The sequence below is a fragment of the Nissabacter sp. SGAir0207 genome, assembly GCF_005491205.1.
Lineage (GTDB): Bacteria > Pseudomonadota > Gammaproteobacteria > Enterobacterales > Enterobacteriaceae > Chimaeribacter.
This window is the reverse complement of sequence record NZ_CP028035.1, coordinates 2525817-2542335: the sequence shown is the minus strand read 5'-3', so window position 1 is coordinate 2542335 and position 16519 is coordinate 2525817. Positions and strand designations below refer to the sequence as shown.

At 59.6% G+C, this 16519-nt stretch carries 9 protein-coding genes; 5 read left to right on the top strand and 4 right to left on the bottom strand.

What is annotated here, in order from left to right; genetic code table 11:
* The first annotated feature begins 119 nt into the window (after nt 1–119).
* The 3 genes from C1N62_RS11195 (at nt 120) to C1N62_RS11190 (ending at nt 9997) form a co-directional block, all read left to right on the top strand.
* On the top strand, nt 120–4823 hold the full coding sequence (locus tag C1N62_RS11195; RefSeq protein WP_137763705.1) for an autotransporter outer membrane beta-barrel domain-containing protein: 4704 nt from the start codon (nt 120–122) through the stop codon (nt 4821–4823).
* A gap of 38 nt (nt 4824–4861) precedes the next feature.
* Nucleotides 4862–5005, top strand: a complete 144-nt coding sequence (locus C1N62_RS23190) for a hypothetical protein (protein WP_168195850.1) — start codon at nt 4862–4864, stop codon at nt 5003–5005.
* A 309-nt stretch (nt 5006–5314) separates the two neighbouring features.
* The gene (locus C1N62_RS11190; protein ID WP_137763704.1) at nt 5315–9997 is read left to right on the top strand and encodes an autotransporter domain-containing protein; all 4683 of its coding nucleotides are present in this window, start codon (nt 5315–5317) and stop codon (nt 9995–9997) included.
* A gap of 122 nt (nt 9998–10119) precedes the next feature.
* On the opposite strand, the gene C1N62_RS11185 is transcribed toward C1N62_RS11190, so the two are convergent.
* The 4 genes from C1N62_RS11185 to C1N62_RS11170 all read right to left on the bottom strand — a co-directional run bounded on the left by C1N62_RS11185 (nt 10120) and on the right by C1N62_RS11170 (nt 14122).
* Nucleotides 10120–11019: an SDR family oxidoreductase gene (locus tag C1N62_RS11185; RefSeq protein WP_137763703.1), complete on the bottom strand. Its 900-nt coding sequence runs from the start codon at nt 11017–11019 to the stop codon at nt 10120–10122.
* Nucleotides 11020–11186: 167 nt separating this feature from the next.
* Nucleotides 11187–12026 carry an S-formylglutathione hydrolase gene (gene fghA, locus C1N62_RS11180; protein WP_137763702.1) on the bottom strand — a complete coding sequence of 280 codons (840 nt, stop codon included), beginning with the start codon at nt 12024–12026 and terminating at the stop codon, nt 11187–11189.
* 14 nt (nt 12027–12040) lie between these two features.
* On the bottom strand, nt 12041–13165 hold the full coding sequence (locus C1N62_RS11175) for an S-(hydroxymethyl)glutathione dehydrogenase/class III alcohol dehydrogenase (RefSeq protein WP_168195849.1): 1125 nt from the start codon (nt 13163–13165) through the stop codon (nt 12041–12043).
* A gap of 60 nt (nt 13166–13225) precedes the next feature.
* Complete coding sequence (locus C1N62_RS11170; protein ID WP_137763701.1) at nt 13226–14122, bottom strand: LysR family transcriptional regulator; 897 nt, start codon at nt 14120–14122, stop codon at nt 13226–13228.
* A 250-nt stretch (nt 14123–14372) separates the two neighbouring features.
* Between C1N62_RS11170 and folE the strand changes: the two genes are divergently transcribed.
* On the top strand, nt 14373–15035 hold the full coding sequence (gene folE, locus C1N62_RS11165) for a GTP cyclohydrolase I FolE (RefSeq protein WP_137763700.1): 663 nt from the start codon (nt 14373–14375) through the stop codon (nt 15033–15035).
* Between the two features lie 63 nt (nt 15036–15098).
* Nucleotides 15099–16256, top strand: a complete 1158-nt coding sequence (gene yeiB / locus C1N62_RS11160) for a DUF418 domain-containing protein YeiB (RefSeq protein WP_137763699.1) — start codon at nt 15099–15101, stop codon at nt 16254–16256.
* Nucleotides 16257–16519 lie beyond the last annotated feature (263 nt).

Here is a 16519-nt window from a genome sequence, read left to right as displayed (position 1 = left end):
AGTAACCCTCAGTAATAACAATACCGTAACTTTTGCTTTTACGTGCTTTCGAAATGGAATTACACACTGGCTTTCCCAAGCCAGGGAAATGACTCGTCAAATACGCTTGAAGGTGAATCATGCAACGTAAAAAACTTCTCTCACTCTGTATTGCCCTCGCTATCAGTAATAATAGTTTTGCTACTGATACCATCGAAGATAAACAATCCATTAAATGCCCGACCAATATTAACCAGCTCACTCAAGAGCAGCGCGATGCCTTGCCCAAGGCCTGCCTGACCCCGACCGCGCTCTCACAGGAGGAGTGGACGTGGATCGCCGGTGGCGCGGTGGCCGCCGCATTGGCGGTGGGCTTTATCGTGGCCGATGACGACAGCGGCCATACCGCCACCAGCAGCGGTGATGGCGATGACGATGACGATGGCGATGACGTAGGCAAGGTTATCGATATTAATCAAGACAGCATCGGCGTTGGCATTGGGGACATGGGTAAGCAACTGGTGGTAGAGGGTTACACCATCAACAATAACGCCGCCACCGGCGCGCAGGCCGGCGGCACCGGTCTGAGCCTCAACGGAAATGACAACACCCTCAATACCCTTGGCCCCGTCGTGGTAGATGGCAGCGGCTCCACTGGCGTGCAGGTGGTAGGCAACGGCAATATCCTGAATAACGACGGTGATGCCACCCTCAGCAACGGCGGCACCGGCTTTGTCGTCGCCGGTGACAGCAATACCCTGAACCAACGCGGCGATATGGCAGTGGGCGACTTTTCCACCGGTATTAGCGTCAGCGGGCAGAACAACACCGTCAACCTGAGCGCTGATAATATCGCCGTCACCGGCCAGCAGGCCACCGGCGTGCAGGTCGCGGGCGAGGCCAATCAGGTGATCCTGACCGGCGATATGCGGGTGGATAAAGATCAGTCCTCCCCGCTGGCTGGCGAGAAATTTTATGATGCCACCACCGGGATTGCCGTCACTGGCAGCAACAATACGGTGATACTGGACGGCCACCTGCAGGTGGTGGTGGATACGGAGGTCGCGACCTTTGAATATGGTGATGATAATGGATCACAGGAGACTATTTCCGGCGTGACCATTAGCGGTGACGGTAACCGCGTGGAGTTGCAGCAGGGCCTTCAGATCACTGGGGAGGTGGATCAGATCGCGGATACGGCAGCAGGAAATGCGATTGCCGAACAACGCACGCAAACAGGCCATGAGCCAGCCATAGCTATCACCATTGACGGTGCCTCTACCCTCTCCCTGCAAGGAGAGAGCACCATTGATGGCGACTTCCCGGTCAGCTTTATTGGTTTTGCGCTTTCAAACGGTGGCCAACTGGAGATCGCTGAGGGCGCATCCTTAAACACATCGGGTATCACTGCTTACAATAATTACAATGGCGCATACAACTTCACACAGAACGCGAGTCTAATCACCCTTACCTCAGGGGCCTCCTTTATAAATAAGGGCACCATCCAGGCCGCTGATATGACGCTGGCACAGGGTGACGGCGAAAATACGCTGCTACTCAACCAGGGCAGTATCGACCTCCAACGTACCAGCCTGGTGGCCGGCCAGTCACTCTTTCTCCGTGCGTTGTACGCGTATGACGGTGCCTCTGCTATCAATGAGGGGACACTCACCGGCCACATCATGAATCAGGACAGCCTGTTGAATACTGCGACAAACACAGAAATTACCGACATAGGCTGGTCGAATAATCACGTGGTGGGTATCCAGTTAATGACGGCTGTTCATGGCGCCTCGGCAACCAATATGGCCGACGGCACGCTGGAGGTGTATGGCCGCGGCGTGGCGATGAATGCAATTGATAACAGCACCGCCGACAACTTTGGCACCATCACCACCGATGCGCTGTGGAAAGATGCGGCCGATACCACGCAAATGTCAGTAAATATCCCATCCGACTCGCCTAAAGACTTTGCCGTCGGCATGTATGCCGGCTCAGACAATTATGGTAGTGCTGACATCAATAGCGATGCCATTGCCACCAACCATCAGGGCGGCGTGATCACGGTGTATAACGCCGGGGCCGGTATGGTGGCTTATGGCAGCACCAATCAGGTCATCAATCAGGGCACGATTAACCTGGAGAGCAATGAAAATGCCCAGCCGGGCCAGCCGCTGGTAGGCATGGCGGTGTATAAGGGCGGCACCGCCATCAACGACACCACCGGCGTGATCAACATCAATGCTGAAAACGGTCAGGCGTTCTACAGCGATGGCAATGCCAACAACCTCATTATCAACCGCGGGCAGATTAATGTCGGCGACGGTGTACCGGACAGCGCCGACAACAGCAATACGCTGGCACAGGATGAACTGCCTGATGGCACGGTGCTGAGCGGCACCACCACGTTGACGCAAAATACGCTGGTCTACACCGACACCACCGTCAGCAATACCGGCACCGTCGAGGGCAACCAACTGGACGTGTGGGGCACGCTGAACAATGAGAGCGGGGCCACCATCAGTGCGCCACTGTCGGTTGAGAATCAGGGCGTCTTTAATAATGCGGGTACCGCTGCCAATCTCTCCGTCACTACCGGCGGCACCGTCAATAACAGCGGCGTGATTGACGGCACCCAGCCGGTGGTCACCGACGCAACCATTATCAACAATGCCGGCGGCACCATCCAGAACGGGGCCGTGACCGACCGCAGCACCCTGACCAACCACGGCAACTGGAATGCCACTAATAACAAAGACTTCTGGCTGCGCAGCAAGAGCGTGATGAACAATGCCACTGACGGCACGATTACCATCGCTAACCAGCGCAACATGACGGTTGAGAGTGGCTCGGTGTTCAAAAACAGCGGCACCATAATCAGCACCGACACCAAGAAAGATCAGACGGTGTTGCGGCTTGGCAAGAATGGCGGCAACAGCATCATTAACAACGGCACCATCAGCCAGACCGGCAGTAGCGTGCTGGTGGGATCGGCCTTTGACCATGCTAACGCCTCGACCTTCTGGAATCAGGGCGACGGCCTGAACGGCTACAGCGGTGCCACCGGCGAGGTGAACTATAACGCCGCCAACGGCACCGCCGTGTATATGAAAAACAGCAACACCGTGGCAATCAACGACGGCGTGATGAACATCAGCGGCAGCAACACGGTGGCGATGAAAGGCAGCAGCAACGCCCAGCTGGTGAACAACGGCACCATCAACCTCGGCACTGAAGGCACCACTGACAGCGGCATGGTAGCGATGCAACTGGATGCCAACGCCACTGCCGACGCCGTGTTAGAGAACAACGGCACCATCAATATCTATGCGTCAGACTCCTACGCCTTCAGCCAATTGGGCGACAATGGCCGCATCGTCAACAACGGCACGGTCAATCTGGCCGGGGCCAATAGCGGCTTGGTGAAAGAGAGCGATGTGCAGATTGCCGGGGTCAATGGCAACACTGACGACAAGAGCGAAACGCACTACGCCAGCTACACCCTGCCGACTGACCCGACGACCGCCAGCACGCTGAACCAGTACACCATCGGCACCAACGCTGACGGCACCGCCGGGACGCTGACCGCCAACAATGTGGCGCTGGGCGACGTATCGATTGATACCGGCTTTACGCAGGGCAGTGCCGCCACCACCCAAACATTCAACGATGTGTTTGTCGGCGACAACATCAGCGGTGAGCAGAACATCACCTCGACCAGCGTGGTATGGAGCGCCGAAGGCCAGAAAGACGACAGCGGCAACGTGGACGTCACCATGACCAAAAACGCCTACGCGGACGTGGTGAGTGACGACAGCGTGTCCAGTATCGCCGGGGCGCTGGATGCGGCCTACACCAACAACGACCTGTTCACCAGCCTGAACCTGAAGAGCACCGCGGAGCTGAACAGTGCACTACGCCAAATCTCCGGCAGTCAGGCGAAAAGCGTGGCACGGGATGCGCGCGTACTCGGCAACCGCTTTGAGATGCTGGCTGACACCGCACCAACTATGGGCAACGGACTGGCGTTTAACGTGGTGGCGAAGGGTGACCAGCGCAGTGAGCTGGGCAACGACACACGCTATGACATGATGGCGCTGCGTCAGCAATTTGCGCTGGGCAACAATCAGACGCTTTCGCTGGAGTACGGCATTGCGCGGCTGGATGGCGACGGCGATGTCAGCACCGCTGGTGACAACGGCGTGACCGGTGGCTACAGCCAGTTCTTTGGCGTGCAGCACTCGCTGCCGCTGGCCGACAGTAGCCTGAGCTGGAATAACGCCCTGCGTTATGACATTCACAACCTCGACAGCAACCGGCAGGTGCAGTACGGCGATGTGAATCGCGTGGCGGACAGCGACAATAACCAGCAGTACCTGGAGTTCCGCAGCGAGATGGCGAAAAGCTACACCCCACAGAAGGGGCTGACGCTGACGCCGTTCGCGGGCATGAAGCTGCGCCACACTACTGAAGAGGGCTACAACGAACGCGGGGCCGGTGACTTTAACCTGCGCATGTCAGGCGTTGAAGAGACGGCCGTGGACGCGGTGGCTGGTCTGAAACTGACCTACGCCGGTGACAATGGCTGGGCGGCCACCGCGACACTGGAGGGCGGCCCGAACCTGAGCTACCAGCAGGGTGAACGCACCGCCTCGTTGCAGGGCGCGGCCGGTCAGCGCTTCCGCGTGGAAGATGGCCAGAAAGGCGGCGGCGTTAACGGACTGGCACAGGTGGGCGTGAAGTACCAGAGTAAAAAAGCTGCATTGAGCGCCGATGCCTACCACTGGCAGGAGGATGGCCTGCGTGACACCGGGCTGATGGTAAACTACCGCTACCACTTCTGATCCCTGTAAACCCCGCCCGGTTGAACGATCCGGCGGGTATGAAAAGCCCCATCAGTTTCCTGATGGGGCTTTCTTATGCCGTAAAAACCGCTGGCGCTGAAGCGGCAACTCTCACCCTATTATTTCCCCGAATGGGTCGCCTGTTTTTATTTCTATTAAATAAATATTTAATGAATGGTTAATCCATAAAAGATTATCAGCGGTAATCAATTTCAAATTAATAAAAGATTAAGCAAATTTTAATTAAGATTTCCTTCCGTCTAACTTACTGTTTTTTATTTATGTCATTCTAATCCTTGGCGTTTCGTGGAATTATTTTCGCTACACCGGGACATTTGCTATCAATTGATATAATTTCTCTTCAAATTTTCAAGTGACCCCCAATGATAACAACACCGTAATCCTTGCTTTTACGTGCTTTCGAAATGGAATTAAACCCTGACTTTTTCAAGCCAGGGAAATGACTCGTCAAATACGCTTGAAGGTGAATCATGCAACGTAAAAAACTTCTCTCACTCTGTATTGCCCTGGCTATCAGCAATAATAGTTTTGCCGCTGATACCCCCGAAGATAAAACCCCTCTGAAATGCCCGACCAATATCAACCAGCTCACTCAAGAGCAGCGCGACGCCCTGCCCAAGGCCTGCCTGACCCCGACCGCGTTCTCACAGGAGGAGTGGACGTGGATCGCCGGTGGCGCGGTGGCCGCCGCGTTGGCGGTGGGCTTGATTGTGGCCGATGACGACAGCGGCCATACCGCCACCAGCGGCGGTGATGACAATGGCGATGACGTAGGCAAGGTTATCGATATTAATGAAGACAGCATCGGCGTTGGCGAAGGCAATATCGGCACGCAACTGGCGCTGGATGGTCACACCATCAACAATAACGCCGCCACCGGCGCGCAGGCCGGCGGCACCGGCCTGAGCCTTAGCGGAAATGACAACACCCTCAATACCCTCGGCCCCGTCGTGGTGGATGGCAGCGGCTCCACTGGCGTGGAGGTAACGGGTAATGGCAATACGTTGAATACCGATGGTGATGCCACGCTCAGCAACGGCGGCACCGGCTTTGTCGTTGCCGGTGACAGCAACACCCTGAACCAGCGTGGCGATATGGTGGTGGGCGATTTTGCCACCGGCATCAGCGTCAGCGGGCAGAACAACACCGTCAACCTGAGCGCTGATAATATCGACGTGATTGGCCAGCAGGCTACCGGCGTACAGGTCACGGGCGAGTCCAATCAGATCACTCTGACCGGTGACATGCGGGTCGATAAAGACCAGTCCTCCCCGCTGGCCGGCGAGAAATTTTATGATGCCACCACCGGGATTGCCGTCACTGGCAGCAACAATACGGTGGTGCTGGACGGCCATCTACAGGTGGTGGTGGATACGGAAGTCGCGCCCTATAAATCTGCCAAAGAGAATGGCTCACAGGAGACTATTTCCGGCGTGACCATCAGCGGCGACGGTAACCGCGTGGAGTTGCAGCAGGGCCTCCAGCTCACCGGGGAGGTAGATCAGATCGCCGATACGGCAACAGGAAATGCCATTGCCGAACAACGCAAGGGATTGGGGCCAGCTGCGGCCATCACCATTGATGGCGCCTCTACCCTCTCCCTGCAAGGAGAGAGCACCATTGATGGTAACTTCCCGGTCGGCATCAATGCCTTTGCGCTCGCGAATGGTGGCCAACTGGAGATCGCTGAGGGCGCATCTTTAAACACGTCGGGTATCACGGCTTACAATAATTACAATGGTGCAGACCAATTTACACAGAATGCCAGTCTGGTCGCCCTTACCTCAGGGGCCTCCTTTGTAAATAAGGGCACCATCCAGGCCGCTGATATGACGCTGGTGCAGGGGGACGGCGAAAATACGCTGCTGCTCAACCAGGGCAGTATTGACCTCCAACGTACCAGCCTGCTAACAGACCAGGCGCTCTTTTCCCGTGCGTTGTACGCGTATGACGGTGCCTCTGCTATCAATGAGGGGACACTCACCGGCCACATCATGAACCAAGACAGCTTGTGGAACGCCAAGACAAGCACAGAAATTTCCGACATGGGCTGGTCGAATAATACCGTGGTGGGTATCCAGTTAATGACGGCTGTTCATGGCGCTTCGGCAACCAATATGGCCGACGGCACGCTGGAGGTGTATGGCCGCGGCGTGGCAATGAATGCAATTGATAACAGCACCGCCGATAACTTTGGCACCATCACCACCGATGCGCTGTGGAAAGATGCGGCCGATACCACGCAGATGGCAGCCAACATCCCGTCCGCCTCAGCCAAAGACTTTGCCGTCGGCATGTATGCTGGCACAGACGGTTATGGTGGCACCAAAAGTAACGCCATTGCCACCAACCATCAGGACGGGACGATCACGGTGTATAACGCCGGGGCCGGTATGGTGGCCTATGGTAGCGGTAATCAGGTTATCAATCAGGGCACCATTAACCTGGAGAGCAATGAAAATGCCCAGCCGGGCCAGCCACTGGTAGGTATGGCGGTGTATCAGGGCGCTACCGCCATCAACGACACCACTGGCGTGATCAATATCAATGCTGAAAACGGTCAGGCGTTCTACAGCGATGGCAATGCCAACAACACCATTATCAACCGCGGGCAGATTAATGTCGGCGATGGCATACCGGACGACGCCGACAACAGCAGCACGCTGGCTACGCAAGAGTTAATTGACGGCACGGTGCTGAGCGGCACCACCACGTTGACACAAAATACGCTGATCTACACCGACACCACTGTCAGCAATACCGGCACCGTCGAGGGCAGCGGGTTGAGCGTCTGGGGCACACTGGACAATGAGAGCGGGGCCACCGTCAGTGCACCGCTGACCGTTGAAAATCATGGCACCGTCAATAATGAGGGCACTCTCACCACCCTCTCTGTTACAAGCAGGGGCACTGTCAATAACAGCGGCGTGATTGACGGTGCCCAACCGGTGGCCACCGACGCAACCATTATCAATAATGCCGGCGGCACCATCGAGAACGGGGCCGAAACCGACCGCAGCAACCTGACCAACCACGGTACCTGGAACGCCAATACCAGCGAGGATTTCTGGCTGCGGGACCAGAGCGTGTTTAATAATGCTGTTGACGGCACTATCACGCTCACCAATAAGCGCAACCTGATGGTACAGAGTGTGTCGAGTTTCAAAAATAGCGGCACCCTGAGCAGTGACGGTTCGCAGGGTAGCCGTGCCAGTTTGCAGCTCGGCAAAGGCGGCGGCAACAGCATCATTAACAACGGCACCATCAACCAGACCGGCGGCAGCAGCGTGCTGGTGGCATCGATATCCGACCGTAACGAGGCCTCGACCTTCTGGAATCAGGGCGACGGCCTGAACGGCTACAGCGGTGCCACCGGTGAAGTGAACTATAACGCCGCCAACGGCACCGCCGTGTATATGAAGAACACCAATACCGTGGCGATCAACGACGGCGTGATGAACGTCAGCGGCAGCAACACGGTGGCGATGAAAGGCAGCAGCAATGCGCAACTGGTAAATAACGGCACCATTAACCTCGGCACTGAAGGCACCAGCGACACTGGCATGGTGGCGATGCAACTCGACGCCAACGCCACTGCCGACGCGGTGCTGGAGAACAACGGCACCATCAATATCTATGCGTCGGACTCCTACGCCTTCAGCCAGCTGGGCGACAACGGCCGCATCGTCAACAACGGCACTGTCAATCTGGAGGGCACGGGCAGCGGGCTGGTAAAAGAGAGCGACGTGGAGATTGCCGGGGTCAACGGCAATACCGACGACAAGAGCGAGACGCACTACGCCAGCTACACCCTGCCGACCGATCCGACGACCGCCAGCACGTTGAACCAGTACACCATTGGCACCAACGCTGACGGCACCGCCGGGACGCTGACCGCCAACAATGTGGCGCTGGGCGACGTATCGATTGATACCGGCTTTACGCAGGGCAGTGCCGCCACCACCCAAACATTCAACGATGTGTTTGTCGGTGACAATATCAGCGGCGAGCAGAACATCACTTCCACCAGCGTGGTGTGGAGTGCCGAAGGCCAGAAAGACGACAGCGGCAACGTGGATGTCACCATGACCAAAAACGCCTACGCGGACGTGGTGAGTGACGACAGCGTGTCCAGCATCGCCGGGGCGCTGGATGCGGCCTACACCAACAACGACCTGTTCACCAGCCTCAACCTGAAGAGCACCGCGGAGCTGAACAGCGCGCTACGGCAAATCTCCGGCAGTCAGGCGAAAAGCGTGGCACGTGACGCGCGCGTGCTGGGCAACCGCTTTGAGATGCTGGCTGACACCGCACCAACTATGGGCAACGGACTGGCGTTCAACGTGGTGGCGAAAGGTGACCAGCGCAGTGAACTGGGCAACGACACCCGCTATGACATGATGGCACTGCGCCAGCAGTTTGCATTGGACAACCACCAGACGCTTTCGCTGGAGTACGGTATCGCCCGGCTGGATGGTGACGGCGATGTCAGCACCGCCGGTGACAACGGCGTGACCGGTGGCTACAGCCAGTTCTTCGGTGTGCAGCACTCGCTGCCGCTGGCAGAAAGTGGCCTGAGCTGGAACAACGCCCTGCGCTATGACATCCATAACCTCGACAGCAACCGGCAGGTGCAGTACGGCGACGTCAATCGCGTGGCCGACAGCGACAACAACCAGCAGTACCTGGAGTTCCGCAGCGAGATGGCGAAAAGCTACACCCCACAGAAGGGGCTGACGCTGACGCCGTTCGCGGGCATGAAGCTGCGTTACACCTCGGAGGAGGGTTACAACGAGCGCGGTGCGGGTGACTTCAACCTGCGCATGTCAGGCGTTGAGGAAACGGCGGTAGACGCCGTGGCTGGCCTGAAACTGACCTACGCCGGGGACAATGGCTGGGCGGCCACCGCCACACTGGAGGGCGGCCCGAACCTGAGCTACAGCCAGGGTGAACGCACTGCGTCATTGCAGGGCGCGGCCGGTCAGCGCTTCCGCGTGGAAGACGGCCAGAAAGGCGGCGGCGTTAACGGGCTGGCGCAGGTCGGCGTGAAGTACCAAAGCAAACAGGCGGCACTGAGCGCCGATGCCTACCACTGGCAGGAGGATGGCCTGCGTGATACCGGGCTGATGGTAAACTACCGCTACCACTTCTGATCCCTGTAAACCCCGCTCGGTTGAACGATCCGGCGGGTAGATGAAAAAAGCCCCATCAGTTTCCTGATGGGGCTTTTTTATGCGTTTCAAAACATCTTGAACGCTGTCCGGCTTTGTATAGATCAGGCGGTGTGGTTGCCGCCGGTCACGCCAAACACCTCGGCGGTGATGTAGCTCGACTCCTGCGAGGCGAGGAACACATAGATCGGTGCCAGTTCAGCGGGCTGGCCAGCGCGTTGCAGCGGGGTGGCGCTACCAAACTCCGGGATGTTCTCCTGCAACTGGCCGCCAGCCACCTGCAACGGCGTCCAGATCGGGCCGGGCGCGACGATGTTGACGCGGATGCCCTTGCTGGCGACCTGCTTGGCCAGCGCGCGGCTGTAGGCGATGATCGCGCTCTTGGTGGAGGCGTAGTCGAGCAGGAACTTGCTCGGCTGGTAAGCCTGAATCGAGGAGGTGGTGATGATGGAACTCCCCTCCGGCAGCAGCGGCAGCGCCGCCTTGGTGATCCAGAACATCGCGAAGACGTTAGTCTCAAAGGTCTTGCGGAACTGCTCGGTGGTCAAATCGCTGATGTTCTCAATCGCCACCTGCTTACCGGCCACCAGCGCCAGAATATCCAGCCCGCCCAGCTGCTCATGGGCATCGGCCACCAGCTTCTGGCAGAAGATCTCATCGCTGATGTCGCCCGGCAGCAGCACGGCCTCGCGGCCCGCCGCACGTACCAACTCCGCCACCTCTTCGGCGTCACGCTGCTCGGCGGGCAGGTAGTTGATGGCGACATCCGCCCCTTCACGGGCGTAGGCGATGGCGGCCGCGCGGCCGATACCGGAGTCACCGCCGGTGACCAGCGCTTTGCGGCCCTCCAACCGGCCGCTGCCGCGGTAGCTCTCCTCACCGTGATCCGGAGCAGGCTGCATATTGACGGCCAAACCCGGCGCGGGCTGAGTCTGCTTTGGATAACGGTCATGCTTGTACTGGGTGAGTGGATTCTGGCGGGTATATTGGTCTGGTTTTGACATCGTTTCTTCTCCATTCACTTGAAACAACAGGAGGCGCCCCAGCACTTGCGGGGCGCATGACATTCGCTTCTGACCATAAAGTGTAGTAGATCCCGACGGTTGCGCCAGCCAGCGTGCGGGAGAGCGGCCCCCGCCGCGGGTGGGCGGGGGCCGGGGGAGGGGGCAAATCAGGCGAACAGATGCTGCGCGTGGAAGCGCAGGTGATCCTCGATAAAGCTGGCGATAAAGAAGTAACTGTGGTCATAGCCGGGCTGGGTGCGCAGCGTCAGCGGCCAGCCATTCTGGGTCGCCAGCTCCTCCAGTTTGCTCGGCTGGAGCTGGTCTGGCAGGAACTGGTCGGCGTCGCCCTGATCGACCAGCATCGGCAGCGGTTCGGCCGGGCGGCTCGCCAGCAGGTGGCAACTGTCATAGGCCAGCCAGCGCTGCTCATCCGCGCCCAGATAGGCGGTGAACGCCTTGCGGCCCCACGGCACCTGGCTCGGGTTGACGATCGGCGCGAAGGCCGAGGCCGAGCGGTAGCGCTGCGGGTTGCGCAGCGCCAGCATCAGCGCGCCGTGGCCGCCCATTGAGTGGCCGCTGATGGATTGGCGATCGCTGACGTTCACCTGCTCGCGCACCAGCGCGGGCAGCTCATCCACCAGATAGTCATACATCCGGTAGTGCGCCGACCACGGTGCCTCGGTGGCGTTCAGGTAGAAGCCCGCCCCCTGGCCGAGGTCATAGCTTTCGTCATCCGCCACCCCTGCGCCGCGCGGGCTGGTGTCTGGCATCACCAGCACCAGCCCCAGTTCGGCGGCGACCCGCTGCGCACCAGCCTTCAACGTGAAGTTCTCGTCGTTGCAGGTCAGCCCGGAGAGCCAGTAGAGCACCGGCGGCGGGGCATCGTCGCGCGGCGGCGGCAGGTAGAGGCTGAAGGTCATGTCGCAGTTCAGGCTGCTGCTGGCGTGGCGGTAGCGCTGCTGCCAGCCGCCAAACAGCCGGTGTTCCTCAAGAAGCTCAATGCTCATCCGGTGCGCCCCGCTTACTGGTCAAAGTGGATGACGGAGCGGATCGACTTGCCCTCATGCATCAGGTCGAAGGCCTCGTTGATCGCCTCCAGCCCCATGGTGTGGGTGATGAAGTCATTGAGCTGGAACTTGCCGTCGAGGTAGTCCTGCACAATGCCCGGCAGCTGCGAACGGCCCTTCACGCCGCCAAACGCCGACCCGCGCCAGACGCGGCCGGTCACCAGCTGGAACGGGCGGGTGGCGATCTCTTCGCCCGCGCCCGCGACGCCGATGATCACTGACTCGCCCCAGCCCTTGTGGCAGCACTCCAGCGCCGAACGCATCACGTTGACGTTGCCGATGCACTCAAAGGAGAAGTCCACGCCGCCGTCGGTCATCTCGACAATCACTTCCTGAATCGGCTTGCTGTGATCTTTCGGGTTCACCAGATCGGTCGCGCCCAGTTTGCGCGCCAGCTCAAACTTGCTGGTGTTGATGTCGATGCCGATGATGCGGCTGGCTCCGGCCATCTGCGCGCCGATGATGGCCGACAGGCCGATGCCGCCGAGGCCAAAGATCGCCACGGTGTCGCCCTTTTTCACCTTGGCGGTGTTCATCACCGCACCCATGCCGGTGGTGACGCCACAGCCCAGCAGGCAGACCTCCTCCAGCGGGGCCTCCTTGCTGATTTTTGCCAGGGAGATCTCCGGCACCACGGTGTACTCCGAGAAGGTAGAGGTGCCCATGTAGTGGAAGATCGGCTGGCCATTCTTGGAGAAGCGGGTGGTGCCATCCGGCATCAGCCCCTTGCCCTGTGTGGTGCGGATCGCCTGACAGAGGTTGGTTTTGCCAGAGCGGCAGAATTTGCACTCGCCGCACTCTGGGGTGTAGAGCGGGATCACGTGGTCGCCGACCGCCACGCTGGTGACGCCTTCACCCACGGCTTCCACCACGCCGCCGCCCTCATGGCCGAGGATCACCGGGAAGATGCCCTCCGGGTCTTTGCCGGAGAGGGTGTAGGCATCGGTGTGGCAGACGCCGGTGGCGACGATGCGTACCAGCACCTCGCCCTTCTGCGGCGGCATCAGATCCACTTCCTCAATGGTCAGCGGCTGGTTAGGGCCCCAGGCCACGGCGGCGCGGGTTTTGATCATCTCCATGTGTTGCTCCTTACAGGGTATTTAGGGGTGTCAGAACAGGGATGGCGCAATAAGTGTACGTCACTCACCGGCAATCGGGTGTTTCAGCGCCGGAACGACGCCATCGTTGTACTCAATAATGATCTCCTTCAACGCCCGCACATTGGGGCTGAAGGCTTCACGCCGCCAGATCAGGTGGGTGGCGGTCTCCGCCACCTCCGGCGGCAGCGCGTGGGCGGCCACTTGCCCTTCGCCGGGTAGCTGCGCCAGCACCGTGCGCGGCATCAGCGCGATGCCCGCGCCGCTGGCGACGCAGGCCAGCATCGCGTGGTAGGAGCGCAGGGTTTGCACGCTGCCGACCAGCACGCCAGCCTGTTTCAGCCAGGCCAGCAGGGTGTGGCGGTAGCTGCACCCCTCGCCGAAGGCAAACACCGTCAGCGGGCCACTGCCCGCCACGGGCAGGGGAGTGCCAGCCGGTGCCACCAGCAGCAGCTCCTCACGGAAGGCGACGCAGGCGTTGAGGTCATCCGGCTCAACCGGGCCATCCACCAGCGCGGCGGCGAGGGTGCCCGCACGCACGCGCTCAATCATTTCGCCGGAGGTGCCGGTCAGCAGCGACAGCGACACCGCCGGGAAGCGCTGGTGGTAGCGCGCCAGCAACAGCGGCAGCCGGGTGGCGGCGGTGCTCTCCATCGACCCCAGGGCGAACTGGCCGGCTGGCTCACCGGCGTGGGTGATGCTCATCGCCTCATCGCTTAGCGCCAGAATGCGTTGGGCGTAGTTCAGGAAGTTGTGGCCCATTGCCGACAGCCGCACGCGCTGCTTCTCGCGGATAAACAGGTCTGTGCCCAGCTCCTGCTCGAGCTGGCGCAAGCGGGTGGTGAGGTTGGAGGGGACGCGGTGCAGCTGTTCGGCTGCCTTTACCAGCGAACCGGTCTCCGCCACGCAGCAGAACATCCTAAGCTGGGTCAGATCCATGTTTTCTCTTTTTGTGAGGAAGTGAAAGGATGTTATTCATTTTTTGTGAGTGTAGCGATCTGGTGACGCGTTGGCAACTGGCGATAACCGGGCGGGCAGGGGAGCACCCATCCACACCACCGATAACTTGCAGCTATTTCATCAATCACGAAGCGTAATCGCTGGATAATCGCCGTCTACTCAACTACAGTGAGGCACCAAATTTTGGCGTGATCCCAGCCAAAATTGTAATACCTGTAGGAGAAGAAGAATGGCAACGCTGAGTAAAGAAGCCGCACTGGTTCATGAAGCGCTGATGGCGCGCGGCCTGGAGACCCCCTTGCGGCCGGAACCGATGCTTGATCGGGAGACCCGTACCCGCCACATCCAGGAGCACATGACCAGCATCATGCAGTTGCTGAACCTCGACCTGAACGATGACAGCCTGGCGGAGACGCCGAACCGCATCGCCAAGATGTATGTCGATGAGATCTTCTCCGGCCTGGATTACAGCAACTTCCCGAAGATCACCATCATCGAGAACAAGATGCGGGTGGATGAGATGGTGACGGTGCGTGACATCACGCTGACCAGCACCTGCGAGCACCACTTTGTCACCATCGATGGCAAGGCGACCGTGGCCTACATTCCCAAAGATGGCGTGATTGGCCTCTCCAAGATCAACCGCATCGTGCAGTTCTTCTCCCAGCGCCCGCAGGTGCAGGAGCGTCTGACGCAGCAGATCCTGGTGGCGCTGCAAACCCTGCTTGGCACCAATAATGTTGCGGTATCCATTGATGCGGTACATTATTGCGTGAAAGCACGCGGTATCCGTGATGCGACCAGCGCCACCACCACCACTTCGCTGGGCGGTCTGTTCAAGTCCAGCCAGAACACCCGCCAGGAGTTCCTGCGCGCTGTCCGCCACGTCTGAGTCCGCACCCCGTTACCGGCGACGCCCCAAGGCGTCGCCTGACACTACAGGATGTTGTGACCTATGCGCCAACCACGCATTGCCCCCCTTGACTGCGCCCGCGGGATCGCCATCCTTGGCATTCTTCTGCTCAACATCAACTCCTTCGGCCTGCCACGCGCGGCCTACCTGAACCCGGCCTATCTGGGGCAGCCCTCCACCGGCGACGCCTTGACCTGGGTCATCATGGATGTGCTGGCGCAGGCCAAATTCCTCACCATGTTCGCGCTGCTGTTTGGCGCCGGGCTGCAACTGCTGTTGCCGCGTGGCTCCGGCTGGATTCAGGCGCGCCTCTCCTGGCTGGTGCTGCTTGGGCTGGTGCACGCCATCTTCTTCTGGGAGGGGGACATTCTGCTCTCCTACGGGCTGATTGGGCTGGTGTGCTGGCGCATGATCCGCGAGGCACCCTCCAGCCGCACGCTGGTGACCACCGGGGTGCTGCTGTTTGTGCTGGGGGTGGCGGTGCTGGCGATGTTCGCCTTTATCACCAGCCCGGAGCCGGGCAGCTTCTGGCTGCCGGGGGCGGCTGACCGCCAGTATGAGGCGCTGTGGAAGATGCAGGGCGGCCCCGAGGCGTGGCGCAACCGGCTGGATATGCTCTCCTCCATGCTGATCTCGATTGCCGCGCAGTATGGCTGGGAGCTGATGGGCGCGATGATGGTGGGCGCGGGCCTGATGCGCAGCGGCTGGCTGCGTGGCAAGTTCAGCCTGCGCCACTACCGCTATACGGCGCTCTGCCTGATAACGCTTTCATGGCTGATCCAGATCCCGACGGCGCTGGTGCAGTGGCATTTGGGCTGGGAGTACCGCTGGAGCGGCTACCTGTTACAGGCACCGCGCGAGATTGGCGCAATGATGCAGTCGATTGGCTATCTGGCGCTGGTCTACGGCTTCTGGCCGACGCTGGTGCGCTGGCGGGTGTGCGACTGGCTGTCGCAGGTCGGGCGCATGGCGCTCACCAACTATCTGGTACAGACCCTGATCTGCACCACGATCTTCTACCGCTTTGGTTGGGTACAGCACTTTGGCCGCCTGCAACTGTTGGCCTTTGTACCGGCGGTGTGGCTGGTGAACCTGCTGCTGTCAGTGGTTTGGCTGCGCTTCTTCCCACAGGGGCCAGTGGAGTGGGTCTGGCGCCGCCTGACGGCGCTCACTGCCGGCCGCTCCGATTCCGTCTCCTGATCCCCCGGTGCCCAGCGTCTGCCGGGCACCAGCATATTCCTCCCTCAGTGCTGTGCTTTGCCGCATAATTTCCCCTGAAAGTTAAAGAAATGTATGAAAACGTTTTCTTTCCTGTGACGTGATTCACGAAGGGGGGCGGGCAAAGTCGCTAGGATAGCGACGTGCAGTCAGTGCCCCTTTACCAGCCGAATAACAGGAATCTCCATGATCGTTTCCCTTTTCATTGCCTTTTGCCCCCGCCTTTCGCCCCTGCCACCGGCAGG